This window comes from Streptomyces sp. NPDC096040, from assembly GCF_040303265.1.
In the GTDB taxonomy this organism is placed as follows: domain Bacteria; phylum Actinomycetota; class Actinomycetes; order Streptomycetales; family Streptomycetaceae; genus Streptomyces.
Genome location: NZ_JBEOTA010000004.1, coordinates 90033 through 106603 on the forward strand (window position 1 = coordinate 90033; position 16571 = coordinate 106603).

A 16571-nucleotide genomic window follows, 5' to 3' on the forward strand; every position below is an offset into this window, starting at 1 on the left:
GCTGCCCACCCCGCCCCCGAACGAGATCGCTGTGGCAGGCCGCCGGAGGACTCCGGTGATGAGCGAATGAGCGACGACACACCGGACGGCACAGGGGCCGGTACATCGGGAACGCAGCCCACGGCGGTGGAGCGGTTGCGCCGGATCCGGCTCTCCGGCGGTCTGCCGCTGTGGGTGGCCTCGGCCGCCCTGGTGATCTCGGTGGTGGCGCTTGTCGTGGCGGCCGCCTCCGGCGGAGACGGCCCGTCCGTGGTGTACGGGGCGGGCCCCGACGCGGGTCCCACCATTCCGGTGGCCACACCCACGGACGACTCCGACGGTTCCGGCGCCACGGCCGCCGATCCGGAACCGAGCGGTACGGCGTCCGACGGGGGGACGGCCGCCCCCACGGCGGCCGGCTCCGCGTCGGCCGCGGCGTCCGGACCGGTCAAGTGCCCGGCTGCCACGGTCACCGTCGGCGACGCCAAGTCCCTTGCGCAAGCCTTGGACCAGGCCCAGCCCGGCGATGTCATCAAGATGCAGGACGGGGTGTACGACGACCGGTTCACCGCCGCCAACCCCGGCACCGCGGACCGGCCGATCTTCCTGTGCGGCGGCCCCGGCGCGGTGATCGACGCCGGTGACGTCGGCGGCGGCTACGCCTTCCACCTGGACGGCGCCAGCCACTGGCGGCTGCTCGGCTTCACGGTCCGCAACGGCCAGAAGGGGGTCGTGGCCGACAAGGTCCAGGGCACCGTCATCCAGGGCCTGACCGTCGAGAACATCGGCGACGAGGGCATCCACCTGCGTGACTTCAGCTCCGGCAACGTGGTCGAGGGCAACACCGTCCACGACACCGGCAAGCGCAAGGAGACCTTCGGCGAGGGGATCTACGTCGGCTCCGCGGAGTCCAACTGGTGCACCATCAGCGACTGCAAGCCCGACAAGAGCGACGACAACATCATCCGCGGCAACCATGTCAGCGCCACCACCGCCGAGTCCGTGGACATCAAGGAGGGCACCACCGGCGGCTCCCTCATCGGCAACACCTTCGACGGCGCCAAGCTCAGCGGGGGTCACAACGACTCCTGGGTCGACGTCAAGGGAAACGACTGGCTGATCAAGGGCAACGTCGGCCGCCACTCCAGTGAGGACGGGTTCCAGACCCACCAGATCCTCGACGGCTGGGGCACCGGCAACGTGTTCCAGGCCAACACCGCGCAGGTGGACGGTCCCGGCTACGGCTTCCATCTCGCGCCCGTCGCGAACAACAAGGTCGCCTGCGACAACAGGGCCAGCGACGCGGCGAAGGGTCTCGCCAACGTCGCCTGCTCCTCCTGACGGCGAGGGGCCCGGCTCACACCCGGGCCCCGCACCCAGCCGCAGGTCCCTCTCCTTCACCCACGCGCGTCTTCGGCATGCGCGTTTCTGCTCGGGAATCCTCTCGGAGGCATCATGGACACTCTTCTCGACGGCACCGACGCTCCCCGTCTCACGGTCATCGGCACCGGCTATCTGGGCGCCACGCACGCCGTGTGCATGGCGGCACTCGGCTACGAAGTGCTCGGAGTCGACGTGGACCCCGGCAAGATCGAGCTGCTGAGAGCCGGGGAGGTGCCGTTCTTCGAGCCAGGGCTGCCCGAACTCCTCGTCAAGGCCCAGGAATCCGGCCGGCTGCACTTCACCACCAGCCTCGCGGAGGCCGCGGAGTTCGGCGACATCCACTTCATCTGTGTGGGCACCCCGCAGCAGCCCGGCTCCTACGCCGCGGACCTGCGCCATGTGGAGGGCGCGGTCACCGAACTGGCCCGGCATCTGCGCCGGCGGGCCCTGGTGGTCGGCAAGTCCACGGTGCCGGTGGGCACCGCGGCCCGGCTGGCGGAGCTGGTCCGCTCCACCGCACCGGCCGGGGACGAGGTCGAACTCGCCTGGAACCCGGAGTTCCTGCGCGAGGGCTTCGCCGTGGAGGACACCCTCCACCCCGACCGGCTGGTCTTCGGCACCGAGTCCGCGTGGGCGGAGGAGCAGTTGCGCGCGGCGTTCGCTCCGGTCATCGCCCAGGGCACCCCGGTGGTGGTCGCCGACCTGCCGACCGCCGAACTGGTCAAGGTCGCCGCCAACTCCTTCCTGGCCACGAAGATCTCGTACATCAACGCCATGGCGGAGGTCTGCGAGGCCTCCGGCGCCGACGTCCACCGGCTGGCCGAGGCGCTGGCCTACGACGACCGGATCGGCGGCCGGTTCCTCAAGCCCGGCCTGGGCTTCGGCGGCGGCTGTCTGCCCAAGGACATCAGGGCCTTCATCCACCGCGCCGAGGAACTGAACGTCGCGCAGGCGGTCGCCTTCCTGCGCGAGGTGGACGGGATCAACCAGCGCCGCCGGGCCCGCACCGTGGACCTGGTCCGTGAGCTGGTCGGCGGAGACCTCACGGGGACGAAGGTGGTCGCGCTCGGGGCGGCCTTCAAACCCAACTCCGACGACATCCGGGACGCCCCGGCACTGGACGTCGCCTCGACGCTGCACCGGGCCGGTGCCCAGGTGACCGTCTACGACCCGGTCGCGATGGACAACGCCCGCCGCGCCCACCCCGAGCTGACATACGGCACCGATGCGCTGCAGGCCGCCGCGGGCGCCGACGTCGTGGTGCTGCTGACCGAGTGGGCGCAGTTCCGGGAGATCGACCCGGAGGTCATGGGCTCCGTGGTGAACCGGCGCCGGGTCGTGGACGGTCGGCACGCCCTCGACCCGGCCCAGTGGCGGGCGGCCGGCTGGGAGTACCGGGCGCTCGGCCGCAACTGACCCGGGGCCGAGGCCGCCTCAGGCGAACTCGGCGAGGGCGCGTTCCACGATGGCCTCCAGCTGCTGGTGGTGCGCGCCCTTCCAGTAGGCGCGGCCGCACTCCGCGCACTGCGCGAAGACGTCGTACGACTTCTGCGTCCCGCCCTTCAGCTGGTTCGCCACCTCTTCCTTGGTCGCCTTCCTCAGCAGGCCGTTGCAGGCAGTGCAGCGGGTCCAGGGACGCAGCTCGGGGGCGAAGCGGTCGAGGATGTCATGGAGTTGGTCGTCGGGGCTGGTGCTGTAGACAAAGGCGCCCGCCCAGAGTTCGCGGCGGCGCAGCAGGCCCCGGTCACGGCTCAGCAGGACCCGCTTCTCGGCCGCCGAGCGGGCGGAGAGGGCCGGGTCGCCGATGTCCGTCGACTCGTACGCCGTGTCCACGCCCAGCAGCCGCAGCCGGCGGGCGAGGGTGCCGAGGTGGACGTCGAGGAGGAAGCGGAGGGGCGCGCCGGGCACCCGCTGCGGGCGCCGGACCGCGTGCACGGCCACCGACTCGCCGTCCGCCGGGATGTGGGCGACCGGGACCTCCCGGCCGTCCACCACCAGCGCGCCGACCTCGGTGAGCGGGACGCCGAGGGACTCGATCACATGGCCGAGCGTGGAGACGCCGTCGACGGCGAGCGGGTGCGTGCCCGTGCGGCGGGCGTGCGGGACGAACAGTGCCAGCTCGGGGACGACTTCGACACGGATCTCGGGAGCGTTCACCTGGTCAGGATGGCATGGGAGGCGGCTGGGACCTCAGGGAATTTCCGGGGGCAGGCCGTGCTCGATGACGTTCAGGGTGCGGTCGACGAGGGCCTTGAAGTCGGGCTCGTGGTCCTGCTCCGCCCAGTACATCGAGGTCTCCATCAGCCCGCCGATGATGGACATCGCGTAGACCCGCACCTCCAGGCTGTTCGGGTCGCGGCCGGTGCGCTCGCCGATGGCCTGGCACAGCAGGCGGCCGGTCTCCGACATGCTCTCCATCATCCGGGAGCGCACCGCCGGCACCTCGACCATCAGCCGGGTGCGCAGCCGGGAGACCGCGTGGGCGTCCTTCATGCCCAGTGCGACCGCCCGGTGCATCACATGGCGGAGGGACTCCGGCCACGGCTCGTCGGCGGGCCGGGCGCGGAGCTCCTCCAGGATCAGCGGGTCGTACTCGTCCGTGAGGACGATGTCCTCCTTGGTCGGGAAGTACCGGAAGACGGTCGACGGCGACACCTCCGCCCGCTCCGCGATCTGCTCGATCGTCGTGGCCTCGTACCCCTGCTCCTCGACCAGCGCGTACATCGCCTCGCGGATCGACTCGCGGGTCTTGATCTTCTTCCGTTCGCGCAGGCCGAGCCGGGGGTTGTCGGCGGGGGAGAAGGAGGTGTGCGGTGCCGTCATGCTGGTCATTGTCCGGCATCGGCGGTGGCGGGGGCCACGGCCGGGTCCTCGTTCTCTTCCGCTTCCGTGTCGTGGGCGGCCGGTGTGCTGGGCAGGAACGCGGCGGCCGGCAGCGCGGTGAGCAGCGCGGCGATGCCGCACACCAGCAGGACCAGGCCCATGCCGTGGACGTACGCGGCGTTCGCGGAGGCGACCAGAGGGGTCGAGCCCGTCTTCTCCGCGACCAGGTGGGCGGCGACCACCGACTCGCCGGCGGTGTGGCCGAGCGGGGCGGGCAGGCCGGTCACGTTCAGGCGGTCACGGAAGGTGCTCGCGAGCAGGCTGCCGAGCAGGGCGATGCCGATGGCGCCACCGACCTGGCGCGTGGTCATCCGCAGCCCGGAACCGCTGCCGGCCCGATCGGTGGGCAGGGCCCCGAGGGCGCCGTCCATCGCCGGGACCACCGAGAAGCCGAAGCCGAGGCCCGCGATGGACAGCCACAGAGCGGTGTAGCCGTAGCCGGAGTCCACGGTGGTACGGCTGCCGAGGATCGCGGCGAAGGCGAGGACGACCAGGCCGGTGGCGACCACGGCGCGTGATCCGAAGCGGGCGACGATCGCCTCGGCGCCCCGCGCGGCCACCAGCAGGCCGCCCATCATGGGCAGGAGCCTCAGCCCGGTGCCGAAGGCGTCGTTGCCGAGGACCGCCTGGAGGTAGGGCGGCAGCACGAACAGCAGGCCGGACAGCACGAACATCACCAGGGTCGCCGCGAGGGTGTTGAGCAGGAAGCCGCGGTGGGTGAGGAGGGTCATGTCGAGCATGGGACGCTCGACCTGGCGTTCCCTCAGCACCAGGCCCGCGATGAGGACGACGGAGGCCGCCAGCAGGGCTAGGACTGGGGGTGCCCCCACGCCCTTAAGGCTGTGGGGGAGGGTCGACCCAGCCGCGGTCGGGGGCCTCGATGATCGCGTAGATCAGGGCGCCGAGGCCGGTCACGGTGAGCGCGGTGGAGAGGATGTCGACCCTGGGGGAGGCGGGGTCGCTGGTCTCGGGGAGCAGGAAGACGCAGGCGGTGACGCCTATGGCGGCCATCGGGACGTTGATCAGGAAGACCGAGCCCCACCAGAAGTGGTTGAGCAGGAAGCCGCCGATGATCGGGCCGAGCGGCAGGCCGAGCGCCGAGGCGGCCGAGACGATGCCGACGGCCCTGGTGCGCTCCTTCGGCCCGAACAGCGAGGGCAGCACGGACATGGCGAGCGGCATCACCAGTGCCGCGCCCACGCCCATCACCGTACGGGCGGCGATCACCCAGTTCACGTCGTCGGCGAGGGAACCGGCCAGGGAGCCGGCCAGGAAGACCAGCAGGCCGGTGACGAGCATCCGGCGGCGGCCGAAGCGGTCGCCGAGGAGTCCGGCCGGGAGCATCAGCGACGCGAAGACGACGACGTACGCGTCCGCCATCCACTGCTGCTGACTGGTCGTGGCGCCGAGCTCCCCGGCCATGGTCGGGAGCGCCACATTGAGGATCGTCGTGTCGAAGCCGAGCACCAGCATGCTCGCGACCAGGGCACCCAGGGCCCACCAGCGGCGGGGGTTCTGATGGGTCTCTTCGAGCTGAGTGACAGAAGCCATGAAATGAGAGTAGCTCCCAAAAATGTAGTAACTGTCAATAGGGAGCTGCTGTCAGGGTATGGAAAACCGGGCATGAAAAAAGTGGCCACGGCTCGGGAGCCGTGGCCACTCGGAGAGCGGCGGGTGGGACTACGCGTGCTGGTAGGCCACCAGGGAGATCCCCACGTAGTGGACGACGAACGCGGCCAGGGTGAGGGAGTGGAAGACCTCGTGGAATCCGAAGTAACGCGGTGACGGGTTGGGGCGCTTGATGCCGTAGATCACGCCGCCCGCGCTGTAGAGGAGGCCGCCGACGATGACCAGGACCAGCACGGCGATGCCGCCGGTGTGCATGAAGTCGGGCAGGAAGAAGACCGCCGCCCAGCCCATCGCTATGTAGCAGGGCGTGTACAGCCAGCGAGGGGCGCCGACCCAGAAGACCCGGAAGACGATGCCCGCGGCCGCCGCTGCCCAGATGCCCCACAGCAGCCACACGCCCTTGGAGTCCGGCAGGAGCAGAAGGGTCAGCGGTGTGTAGGTGCCCGCGATGATCAGGAAGATGTTGGCGTGGTCGAGTCTGCGCAGGATGCCGTCCATGCGCGGGCTCCAGTTGCCCCGGTGGTACAGCGCGCTCACGCCGAACAGCAGACACGCCGTCAGGACGTAGATCCCGCAGGCGACCCGGCCGCGCGGTGAGTCGGCGAGAGCGGTGAGGACGAGACCCGCGATGAGTACGGCCGGAAACATGCCCAGATGCAGCCAGCCACGCAACTTGGGTTTGACCTGGTGCGACAGGGAGGAGAGCGCGCTGGATCCGCGGCCGGCGGCCGGCGGGTCCGTGGGCGCGTCGGGGGCGGACGCAGTCATGCACCGCATCGTACCTACGGAACCGTAAGTCACGGATCAGTCTCGCCCGATGACCGCCCAGGTGTGGCCATCGTCTCACGAAGCCTCCGAAGAGCTTACATCGGTGTGCAAAAAGACCTTGAGGCGAACTCAATGTGGACGTAAAGAAACGCAGGTGGGCATGGCGACCGTGGCCTTCCTCACGTCGCTCATCTGTGACTCCCTCTGGACAGATGGGTGATCGAGTCGGAGGATCAAATGAGTGCGGTCGGCACCGGATGAGCGGCTACGAGAAGCATCCGGGTCGCAGCCCCCACGGGGCGACAAGGTCCTCAGCGGACCAAAAAGATCAAAAAATCCCTCATTTAGGAGCAATCGTGGCGCGCGACATCGCGGCTCCCACCGTCATCCCCACCAAACATCAGGAACTGATCTCGTGGGTCAACGAGATCGCCGAACTGACGCAGCCGGACAGCGTGGTCTGGTGTGACGGATCCGAGGCCGAGTACGAGCGACTGTGCGAAGAGCTCGTGGCGAAGGGCACCTTCAAGAAGCTCGACCCGATCAAGCGCCCCCACTCCTACTACGCGGCCTCCGACCCGACCGACGTCGCCCGGGTCGAGGACCGCACCTTCATCTGCTCCGAGCAGGAGCAGGACGCCGGCCCGACCAACCACTGGAAGGCCCCCGCCGAGATGCGGGACATCTTCACCGGCGAACAGGGCCTGTTCCGCGGCTCGATGAAGGGCCGGACGATGTACGTCGTCCCGTTCTGCATGGGCCCGCTGGGCTCCCCGCTCTCCGCGCTCGGCGTGGAGATCACGGACTCCGCGTACGTCGCCGCCTCGATGCGCACGATGACGCGCATGGGCCAGGCCGTCCTCGACGAACTCGGTGACGACGGCTTCTTCGTGAAGGCCGTGCACACCCTCGGCGCCCCGCTGGAGCCCGGCCAGGCGGACGTCCCCTGGCCGTGCAACCGGACCAAGTACATCTCGCACTTCCCCGAGTCCCGCGAGATCTGGTCCTACGGCTCCGGCTACGGCGGCAACGCCCTGCTCGGCAAGAAGTGCTACGCCCTGCGCATCGCCTCCGTGATGGCGCGGGACGAGGGCTGGCTCGCCGAGCACATGCTGATCCTCAAGCTCACTCCTCCGCAGGGCGAGTCCAAGTACGTTGCCGCCGCCTTCCCGAGTGCCTGCGGCAAGACCAACCTCGCCATGCTGGAGCCCACCGTCTCCGGGTGGACCGTCGAGACCATCGGCGACGACATCGCCTGGATGCGGTTCGGCGAGGACGGCCGCCTCTACGCGATCAACCCCGAGGCCGGCTTCTTCGGTGTCGCGCCAGGCACCGGTGAGCACACCAACGCCAACGCGATGAAGACGCTGTGGGGCAACGCGGTCTTCACCAACGTTGCGCTCACCGGCGACAACGACATCTGGTGGGAGGGCATGACGGAGGAGCTTCCCGCCCACCTCACGGACTGGAAGGGCAATGACTGGACGCCGGAGTCCGAGACCCCGGCAGCCCACCCCAACGCCCGCTTCACCGTGCCCGCCGCGCAGTGCCCGATCATCGCGCCGGAGTGGGAGGACCCGAAGGGCGTGCCGATCTCGGCGATCCTCTTCGGCGGCCGCCGCGCCACCGCCGTACCGCTGGTGACCGAGTCCTTCGACTGGAACCACGGCGTGTTCCTGGGCGCCAACGTGGCCTCCGAGAAGACCGCCGCCGCCGAGGGCAAGGTCGGCGAGCTGCGTCGCGACCCGTTCGCGATGCTGCCGTTCTGCGGCTACAACATGGGCGACTACATGGCCCACTGGATCGACGTGGCCAAGGACAAGGACCAGTCCAAGCTGCCGAAGATCTACTACGTCAACTGGTTCCGCAAGAACGACGAGGGCAAGTTCGTCTGGCCCGGCTTCGGCGAGAACTCCCGGGTCCTGAAGTGGATCGTGGAGCGGCTGGACGGCAAGGCGGCGGGCGTGGAGACGCCGATCGGTGTGCTGCCGACGCGTGAGGCCCTCGACACCAAGGGGCTGGACCTGGCCGACGGCGACCTCGACTTCCTGCTGACCGTCGACAAGGAGATCTGGCGCGAGGAGGCCGCGCTGATCCCCGACCACCTCAACACCTTCGGCGAGCACACGCCGAAGGAGCTGTGGGACGAGTACCGGGCGCTGGTGGAGCGGCTGGGCTGAGTCCCCGTGTGAAGACTCCGCGGCCGGTACGGGTGTGCCCTGACCAGCGATCGTCACGACCGGCCGCGGTGTGAACCGGCGAGGCCGCGCACAACGGAGTGCGCGGCTCATGGGCCTGCCGTCGCCTTTTCCCGTCCGCCCCGATGGGAGCGTTGGTGACGGCAGGCCTTCGCCTGTGGGGGTGCGTTGTCGGGTGCGGGTGCGTGGGAGCTGGTCGCGCCCGCGCGGCGGCAGCCGCATATTGATACGGACCCGCCCCGCTGCGCTTCTTCAGTTGCCCCTCTCCTCCAAGTAGCGGGTATGGGTTTCCTGGCGTCTCGCCTCCGAGTCCCTGAGGGCCGCCGCCAGCTGCTCCGCCTCCTCCTTGAGCACGGTCAGCTGACGCTCCAGGTGCCGCTCCGGTGGCTCCTGGCCGGGGGCCAGACGCGTCCACCACCGTGTGCGTACGAAGCTGTCGACCGCCTCCGGGATGTCCTGCCGTACCGTCCGCGACAGCACATGGACGCCCTCCGGGTCCTGGGCCAGCAGCTCGGCCGCCCAGCCCGGATCCAGCAACGCCGTCAACAGGTCCGTCAGTTCGCCGAGTCGTGTCTCCGTCGAAGCCGGCAGACCGACCTCCGCCAGGTAGCCCTCCAGTTTGCGGAAGTCGGCCCGCACCTCCTCCAGTTGAGCGGACGGTGTCGGGAACTCCGGCAGCGGCGGGCGTTCCGGCGGTGCGATGAGCGCGCCCGCGCCGTACAGGCCGGCCACCACCACCGGCCAGTACGGGCCCGCCACGCCCGTGAACGTCAGGATCAGGCCCAGGAGGCCGGCCCCGCAGCCCGTGAGGTTCTTGCGGGACTCCAGGTAGCCGAGCAGCTTATTGGTAGCCACGGATCTCCTCGAAGGCGCCGTCCAGGGAGCCCTGCCGGGCGTCGAAGAGACGGCCGCCGGTCAGGCCGGCGATGTGCTGCAGTTCGGCGCGGGAGGAGTCCCCGAAGAGGATGGGGAAGACGGGGATGTTCCGCTGGGTGGTGGACAGGCCGCGGTAGAAGGCGTCGAATTCCACCGCCTTGGCGCCCGTCGTGTTCTCGCCGTCCGTCATCAGCACGATCGAGGCGAAGGTGTCCCGGTCGGTGCGCAGATGGTCGTACGCCTTCTCCAGCGAGGTGTAGATGGCGGTGTTCCCGTCGGCCCGCAGGGCGTCGGTGTCCTTGCGGATCGCGTTCAGGCCGGTGTCCGGGTCCGCCGGGTCGACGACGTGGGTGCTGACGTTCTTCACGTCCGAGCCGAAGGGCATCAGGGTGACCTCCTCGCGGTCGTGGAAGTCGCCCGTGAGGTCGGTGAGGGCCTTCTTGAGGCGGGAGAGACGGTCGCCCTCCATCGAGCCCGAGGTGTCCAGGACGTAGACCGTGCGGGACGGGCGGCGCAGTTCGTTCTCGTACGCCGAGATCAGCCCGTCGGCCACCGACTTGCTGCCCGGGAAGGGGAGTTCGCGGCGGCGGGCGGTGTCCAGACCGGCGGCCGGGGCGACGGAGGCGACCACCGGGCGGCGGTGGGTGGTGTCCGTGATGAGCTTCTGCACGGCCGTCGTGCGCAGGTCCTCGGCCACCCTGCGGACGTCCTCGCGGGTGTCGGCGGAGGAGGCGGCGAGCGAGGAGAGCGGGTAGTCGGCGGTGATCACGCCGTCGCTGGGGCGGATCACGGTGAGGCCGGGGATGCCCTTGAGGACGGACTCGTAGTTGAGCAGGGCGTCGACGTCGCCGCGCCGCTGGTAGGCGGAGGCCAGCCAGCCGGAGGAGCCCGAGGTCAGGGTCTGGCCCTTGAAGAACTTCTTCAGCCGCGGCGTCGCCTGGGTCACGTCGTCGTCCGTGAGCGCCGACTGGGCGCCGGAGAGCGCGGAGGCCACCGAGACCAGGGTGGAGAAACCGGAGTTGGAGCGGGCCGGGTCGGTCATGCCGTAGGTCAGCTTGCCGGCCTCCACGGCCTGTTCGATCTGCGACCAGGTGACGTCGGCCGGTTTCCAGCCGAGGGACCGGACGGTCGCCGTCCTGACGCCGATCGCGACCGGGCTGGACATGATCGAGGTCTCGGAGACCACCTTCTTCGCCGCCTCCGGGCGCAGCCGCAGATAGTCGTCGGAGGACAGCCACAGGGCGTCGTACGTCTTGTCCGCCCTGCCCTTGGCGACCAGGTCGACGGCGTCCAGGGTGCCCATGTAGGTGGGGCGGACGGTTACGCCGGTGTCCTTGCGGACGCGGTCGAAGACGGCCGTCATGTCGCTGAGTTCGGAGGAGGCGAGGACGCGGAGGGTGCCGGGTTCGGGGGCCGTGGAGTCGTCGTCCGTGTCTCCCGAGGAGGTGCAGGCGGTGAGGAGGGCCGCCGTGGCGAGCAGGGTCAGCAGCGGGCGTCTGTTCATGCCGGGCCGCCCTCCAGCGCGCCCTTCGAGCGGCTGCGCTCCAGGTAGGCGCCGGCCTGCTGGAGTTCGTCCGTGAGGGACTGCACGGTGTTCGCCATCACCTCGGTCGCCTGCACCTTGTAGGTGTCGATGGCGTCGAGGGTGCGGTAGATCTGCTGGAAGGCGGCGCGCAGGGTCTCGGCGCCGACAGCCGGGTCGGCGGCGATGCGCTGGATCTCCCCGCTCTGGCTCGCGAGCATCTCGGCGTTGCCCCGGATGAGGTTCTCGGTCGTCCCGCGCAGGGCGTTGACCTGCTCGATGACCTTCTTCTGGTTGTCCAGCGCGGAGGCCAGCATCACGGAGATACGCAGGGCCGAGACGGTGGTGGTGGCGGCGCGTTCGACGCCCTTGATCAGCTCGTCGTTGTTGCGTCGTACGACGTCCATCGCGAGGTAGCCCTGCGCGGACACCGCGAGCTGGGTCAGCAGGTCCTGGTGCTTCTGCCGGACCGGGAAGAGCACGTCCGCACGGAGCGCGTCGGCCTCCTGGGGGTCCGTGTGCCGGCCGATGTGCTGCTCGACGGCGGTGTCCAGGGCCTGGGTGAGGACGACGTACTCCTGGAGCTTGCCCATGGTCTCCCAGAGCCGGATCCGCTCGGTCTGCAAGGCCGCGTTGTCGCGCCGGAGTTCGTCCTGACCGCCGCGCAGCGACCCCACGATCTTGTTGAGAGTCCCCTGCGCGGAGGCGTACTTGGCTATGTGGTCGCGGAGCTTGTTGCCGCCGGGCAGCCGGGAGAGGAACTTGCGGCCCTTGCTCGCGGGCAGGTCGCGCGGGTCCAGGTCCTCCACGACCCGGCGGAGTTCCACGAGCGATCCGGCGACCTTGGCCTGGGCGTCGCCGCCCTTGTCGGGCAGGCTGCGGACGGCACGTTCCAGCATGCGGTTGGACTGCGAGGAGGCGGTGCGCATCTCGCCGGCGCCGAGGGCGGTGATCTCGCCGACCTTGCTCGCGAACTCGGGTGAGCGCGCGTCCAGGGCGGCGAGGTCGCGGACGTACACGGCGGCCTTGTGCGCCATGTCCGTACGGACGCTGTCGTCGACGGGCACGAGCCCGCCGGCCTTCTCCCGCGGCACCGGCGCGACCGCCTCGGGCGGGGTCAGCGTGAAGACGTCCTCACCGCTGAGCGTGGGCGGGTGCTCGGCGCCGCTCGGCCTCATCTTGTCGAAGTTGCTCACAGGATCCCCCCGTCAGCCGCGCGCCCGGCGGGCCATCTCGTGCAGCACCGCGGAGGTGGGCACGGGCGCCTGCCGGACGCCGGTCAGTGTCTGGTTGAGGTACGCGGCCTGGTCGGCGGTGGCCGTGACGAACTCGGCGGAGTCGCCCTGGGGCCGGAAGCCGTGCCGCACGGCGAGCTTGCGCAGCGTCGGATCGGTGCTGAGGAGTTCGCCGAGCTCCCGGCCTGCGTCGTCCATCGGCACGATCGTGTGGTCGCTGTTGACCGTGGTGTCCGGGTAGAGGACCACCAGGTCGTCGGCGCCGTGCTGTTCGGCGAGCAGCGAGACGACCTGCGACTCGTAGAGGCACACCAGCGGGTTGCCGGCGCCGCTGATGAAGTCCCGGAAGACCGAGTCGCTGCTGGGCTGCTGGGCGCCCTGGACGCTGACCAGCTTGTGCAGCAGCGGGGCGGTCCTCGCCACGTCGGCGTCGCTCGCCACGACCCGGCCGCCGTTGGCCACGTAGGAGGCGGCGGCGAGGTAGAGCGCGCCGGAGTTGGAGGTCTCCGGGTCGGTGCTGGTGATGTACAGCGTCCCGGTCAACTCCCCGTGCGCCTTCGCCCCCTTGAGCTGCTGCCAGGTCCGGTCGTGCCGGGCGGCGTCCAGATAGGCGGCCATCTTCAGGGTGCCCTTGCCCTTGCCGTCGAGCACGGCGAGGCCGTTGGCGGCCAGTACGTCGGCCGCGCTGCGGTGGGCCACCACCACGAGGGGCGAGTAGAAGGGCCGGGGGAGGGGCTGGCGGGCGTGGTACTTCCCGGCCAACTGGTCGGCGGGCGCCGAACTGGACGGGAAGGCGAAGTCATAGCCCTTCAGGTCCAGGCCGTCCATGGCCCAGGACCCCGACGCCTCCGTCTTCACGGTGAAGCCCTTGGCGGCGAGGGCCTTCACCACATCGGGATCGGCGAAGAAGTCCGACTTCTCCGAACCGATCACACCACGCACGGTCTTCGTTGCCGTGCCCTTGTCGTCCCCTTGCCGGCCTGCGACGACGGCAGCCACCACGCCACCGATCAGCAGCACCGCCAGGACGATTCCCGCGATACGTCTCACGCCGGGGAGCGTGCTCGCGGAACCCCACGTTCCTGGGCGACCAGGGTGAACGGGGGGTGAATCGGACGTCCCGGATTACAACGGGGGGACGAGGACCGATCGGAGGTACGGCAGGTTCGGTACCGCCGAGGAACACCGTTGCAGGGGAGCGCCGTTGCTGCGGGAAGGAGATGCCCGCGGTGAGGCGAGCTGCCCTGGAGGGGCGGGGAGTTGTGGCAACCCGGTCCGCGCGGCGTTGGGTGGGCGCGCGGACCGGGGCCGTTCGGGGGGCGGTCAGCCGGTCGTCGTGAGTTCCGTTGCCGCCGCGTGGGCGTCCATGCGTTCCGCCGCGAGGATCGCCGCCGCGGTGTCCGCCCGGGATGCCGCGACGACCAGCGCGCGGCCGGCGAGGGCGTGGGCGCGCTCGTGCAGGGTCGCCGGCTCCTGGACCGCGGCCGGCGACGCGCGGACCGGCGTACGTCCGCCCCGCAGCCGGGTCACCTGCTCCGCCAGCCGGGTCGCGGCGGCGTCGAGGTCGGTGGACGGCGTGAGGCCGCGCAGCTCGTCGGTGACGGCCAGCAGGGCCGCGAGATGTCCCGCGAGCTGGATGTCCAGCTCTTCCTCGCGCGTCCGGTGCGGGAAGTCGGAGGGGGCGCCGGCCATCGTGCTGTGGATCGACTTGGTGCGGATCGGTTCGTACATGGGAGATGGCCTCCTGTGCTGTCAGGAAACCATCCTAGCTTAGATCTCGTCTAAAGTTGACCCGGCTCACGGCCCGTGGTCCGGCGGCTACGACGGGCCGCTCCCACCCCCGGCTACCGCTGCCCGTAGCCGTCCAGGAACCGGCCGATCCGGGTGATCGCGTCCCGCAGGTCGCCCACCGACGGCAGGGTCACCACCCGGAAGTGATCCGGTTCCGGCCAGTTGAAGCCGGTGCCCTGGACGACCATGATCTTCTCCTGTCGCAGCAGGTCCAGGACCATCTGCCGGTCGTCCTTGATCTTGAAGACCTGCGGATCCAGGCGCGGGAAGAGATAGAGGGCGCCCTTGGGCCGGACGCAGGTCACGCCCGGGATCTGGGTGAGCAGGTCGTACGCCGTGTCCACCTGCTCCTTCAGGCGGCCGCCCGGCAGCACCAGCTCGTTGATCGACTGGCGTCCGCTGAGCGCGGCCACGACCCCGTGCTGACCCGGCATGTTCGCGCACAGCCGCATGTTCGCGAGGATCGTCAGGCCCTCGATGTAGGAGTCGGCGTGGGCGCGGGGGCCGGAGATGGCCATCCAGCCGACCCGGTAGCCGGCCACCCGGTAGGCCTTCGACATGCCGTTGAAGGTGAGGGTGAGCAGGTCCGGGGCGATGGCGGCGGTGGGGGTGTGCGTGGCGTCGTCGTAGAGGATCTTGTCGTAGATCTCGTCCGAGCAGACGAGGAGGTTGTGGCGGCGGGCGATGTCGGTCAGCCCGCGCAGCATCGCCTCGTCGTACACCGCGCCCGTCGGGTTGTTCGGGTTGATGATGACGATGGCCTTGGTGCGGTCGGTGACCTTGCGTTCGATGTCGGCGAGGTCGGGCATCCAGTCCGCCTGCTCGTCGCACCGGTAGTGCACCGCCGTACCGCCGGAGAGCGAGACCGCCGCGGTCCACAGCGGGTAGTCCGGGGCCGGTACGAGGACCTCGTCGCCGTCGTCCAGCAGGCCCTGCATCGCCATCACGATCAGCTCGGAGACGCCGTTGCCGATGAAGACGTGCTCGACGTCGGTCTCGATACCGATGGTCTGGTTGTGCATGACGACCGCGCGCCGGGCGGCCAGCAGGCCCTTCGCGTCGCCGTAGCCGTGCGCCGAGGAGACGTTCCGGAGGATGTCCTCCAGGATCTCCGGCGGGCAGTCGAAGCCGAAGGCGGCCGGGTTCCCGGTGTTGAGCTTGAGGATGCGGTGCCCCGCCGCCTCGAGCCGCATCGCCTCCTCGAGAACCGGGCCCCGGATCTCGTAACAGACGTTGGCGAGCTTGGTCGACTGGATCACCTGCATGTCGGTGAGCTTACGGCGCGGTAACGCACGCCGGGTCGTGTTTTCCGCCACGTGAGACGGCGCGTTCCGGTCGGCGGCCCCTCCGTCGTACACAACTCGCACACGGGTTCTTGCCGTGGGCAGGCCTTGCCGTGAGGATGTCCATGACAAAGACGTACGGGCGACCGGAAGATCTCCGGTCGCTCTCGTCTGCAGAGGGGACCCCCACATGAACAAGCCTCTCCTTGCCGCGCTCGCCTCCCTGGCCATCACCGGGATCGGCACGGCACCGGCGGTCGCCGCACCCCAGCAGGCCGCGGTGACCGTCAACTTCGCGGGCACCGTCTCGCTCAGCAACTGCTCCGGCTCCGTCATCCGCTTCCCGAACTCGGCGGACTCCGACCCGGCGCTCGTCCTCACCAACGGCCACTGCCTGGAGACCGGCTTCCCGGAGCCCGGCGAGGTCATCACCGGCCAGTCCTCCAGCCGTACCTTCGGCCTGCTGAACTCCGCCGGCACCAAGGTCGCCACGCTCCGCGCCAACCGGGTCGTCTACTCGACGATGACCGACACGGACGTCACGATCTACCGCACCACCACGACGTACGCGGCGATCAAGAACTCCTACGGCATCAGCCCGCTGACCGTCAGCAGCGCGCACCCCGTCGCCGGCACCGCCATCAAGGTCGTCTCCGGCTACTGGAAGACGATCTACAGCTGCAACGTCGACGGGTTCGTGTACCGGCTGAAGGAGGGCGACTGGACCTGGAAGGACTCGGTCCGCTACACCTCCGCGTGCAACACGATCGGCGGGACCTCGGGCTCGCCGGTCATCGACACCACCACGGGACAGCTCGTCGCCGTCAACAACACCGGCAACGAGGACGGGGAGCGGTGCACCGTCGACAACCCGTGCGAGGTGGACGCGAACGGGAACGTCACGGTTCGGCAGGGCATCAACTACGCGGAGGAGACGTACATCATTCCGGCGTGCTTCACGACGGGGAACGTGCTGGACCTCAGCGCGAGCGGGTGCACCCTGCCCAAGCCGTAGAGCTTGGTG

At 69.9% G+C, this 16571-nt stretch carries 13 protein-coding genes and 1 pseudogene; 4 read left to right on the forward strand and 10 right to left on the reverse strand.

The features are described 5' to 3' along the window. Positions 1–66: 66 nt before the first annotated feature. Positions 67–1320 (forward strand): right-handed parallel beta-helix repeat-containing protein, encoded by a 1254-nt coding sequence (locus tag ABTY98_RS05925; protein ID WP_352219640.1) that lies wholly within the window; start codon positions 67–69, stop codon positions 1318–1320. A gap of 114 nt (positions 1321–1434) precedes the next feature. Further along, complete coding sequence (locus tag ABTY98_RS05930; RefSeq protein ID WP_352219641.1) at positions 1435–2778, forward strand: UDP-glucose dehydrogenase family protein; 1344 nt, start codon at positions 1435–1437, stop codon at positions 2776–2778. An 18-nt stretch (positions 2779–2796) separates the two neighbouring features. Here the strand turns inward: ABTY98_RS05930 and ABTY98_RS05935 are convergent, their stop codons facing one another. The 4 genes and pseudogenes from ABTY98_RS05935 to trhA form a co-directional block, all read right to left on the reverse strand. Further along, positions 2797–3519 carry a Mut7-C RNAse domain-containing protein gene (locus tag ABTY98_RS05935; protein ID WP_352219642.1) on the reverse strand — a complete coding sequence of 241 codons (723 nt, stop codon included), beginning with the start codon at positions 3517–3519 and terminating at the stop codon, positions 2797–2799. 33 nt (positions 3520–3552) lie between these two features. Further along, positions 3553–4194 (reverse strand): TetR/AcrR family transcriptional regulator, encoded by a 642-nt coding sequence (locus tag ABTY98_RS05940; RefSeq protein WP_352219643.1) that lies wholly within the window; start codon positions 4192–4194, stop codon positions 3553–3555. Beyond that, a pseudogene (locus ABTY98_RS05945) lies at positions 4191–5796 on the reverse strand (DHA2 family efflux MFS transporter permease subunit). Before ABTY98_RS05945 ends, ABTY98_RS05940 begins: the two are co-directional and overlap by 4 nt. A gap of 129 nt (positions 5797–5925) precedes the next feature. After that, on the reverse strand, positions 5926–6642 hold the full coding sequence (trhA, locus tag ABTY98_RS05950) for a PAQR family membrane homeostasis protein TrhA (protein WP_352219644.1): 717 nt from the start codon (positions 6640–6642) through the stop codon (positions 5926–5928). 356 nt (positions 6643–6998) lie between these two features. Here trhA and ABTY98_RS05955 point away from each other — a divergent pair, with 356 nt between their 5' ends. Then, positions 6999–8822, forward strand: a complete 1824-nt coding sequence (locus ABTY98_RS05955; protein ID WP_352219645.1) for a phosphoenolpyruvate carboxykinase (GTP) — start codon at positions 6999–7001, stop codon at positions 8820–8822. A 270-nt stretch (positions 8823–9092) separates the two neighbouring features. On the opposite strand, the gene ABTY98_RS05960 is transcribed toward ABTY98_RS05955, so the two are convergent. The 6 genes from ABTY98_RS05960 to ABTY98_RS05985 form a co-directional block, all read right to left on the reverse strand. Beyond that, the gene (locus ABTY98_RS05960) at positions 9093–9695 is read right to left on the reverse strand and encodes a hypothetical protein (protein ID WP_352219646.1); all 603 of its coding nucleotides are present in this window, start codon (positions 9693–9695) and stop codon (positions 9093–9095) included. Beyond that, on the reverse strand, positions 9682–11220 hold the full coding sequence (locus tag ABTY98_RS05965) for a vWA domain-containing protein (RefSeq protein ID WP_352219647.1): 1539 nt from the start codon (positions 11218–11220) through the stop codon (positions 9682–9684). The genes ABTY98_RS05960 and ABTY98_RS05965 overlap by 14 nt, the downstream gene beginning before the upstream one ends. After that, positions 11217–12416, reverse strand: a complete 1200-nt coding sequence (locus ABTY98_RS05970; protein ID WP_352219885.1) for a toxic anion resistance protein — start codon at positions 12414–12416, stop codon at positions 11217–11219. Before ABTY98_RS05970 ends, ABTY98_RS05965 begins: the two co-directional genes overlap by 4 nt. 30 nt (positions 12417–12446) lie before the next feature. Beyond that, entirely contained in the window at positions 12447–13523 is a 1077-nt protein-coding gene (locus tag ABTY98_RS05975) for a hypothetical protein (RefSeq protein ID WP_352219648.1), read from the reverse strand. A 273-nt stretch (positions 13524–13796) separates the two neighbouring features. Further along, on the reverse strand, positions 13797–14204 hold the full coding sequence (locus ABTY98_RS05980; protein ID WP_352219649.1) for an SCO4983 family protein: 408 nt from the start codon (positions 14202–14204) through the stop codon (positions 13797–13799). Positions 14205–14317: 113 nt separating this feature from the next. Next, positions 14318–15529, reverse strand: coding sequence for a pyridoxal phosphate-dependent aminotransferase (locus ABTY98_RS05985; RefSeq protein WP_352219650.1), 1212 nt, complete (start codon positions 15527–15529; stop codon positions 14318–14320). Between the two features lie 208 nt (positions 15530–15737). On the opposite strand from ABTY98_RS05985, the gene ABTY98_RS05990 reads away from it, so the two are divergent. After that, positions 15738–16562 (forward strand): trypsin-like serine peptidase, encoded by an 825-nt coding sequence (locus ABTY98_RS05990; RefSeq protein WP_352219651.1) that lies wholly within the window; start codon positions 15738–15740, stop codon positions 16560–16562. Positions 16563–16571 lie beyond the last annotated feature (9 nt).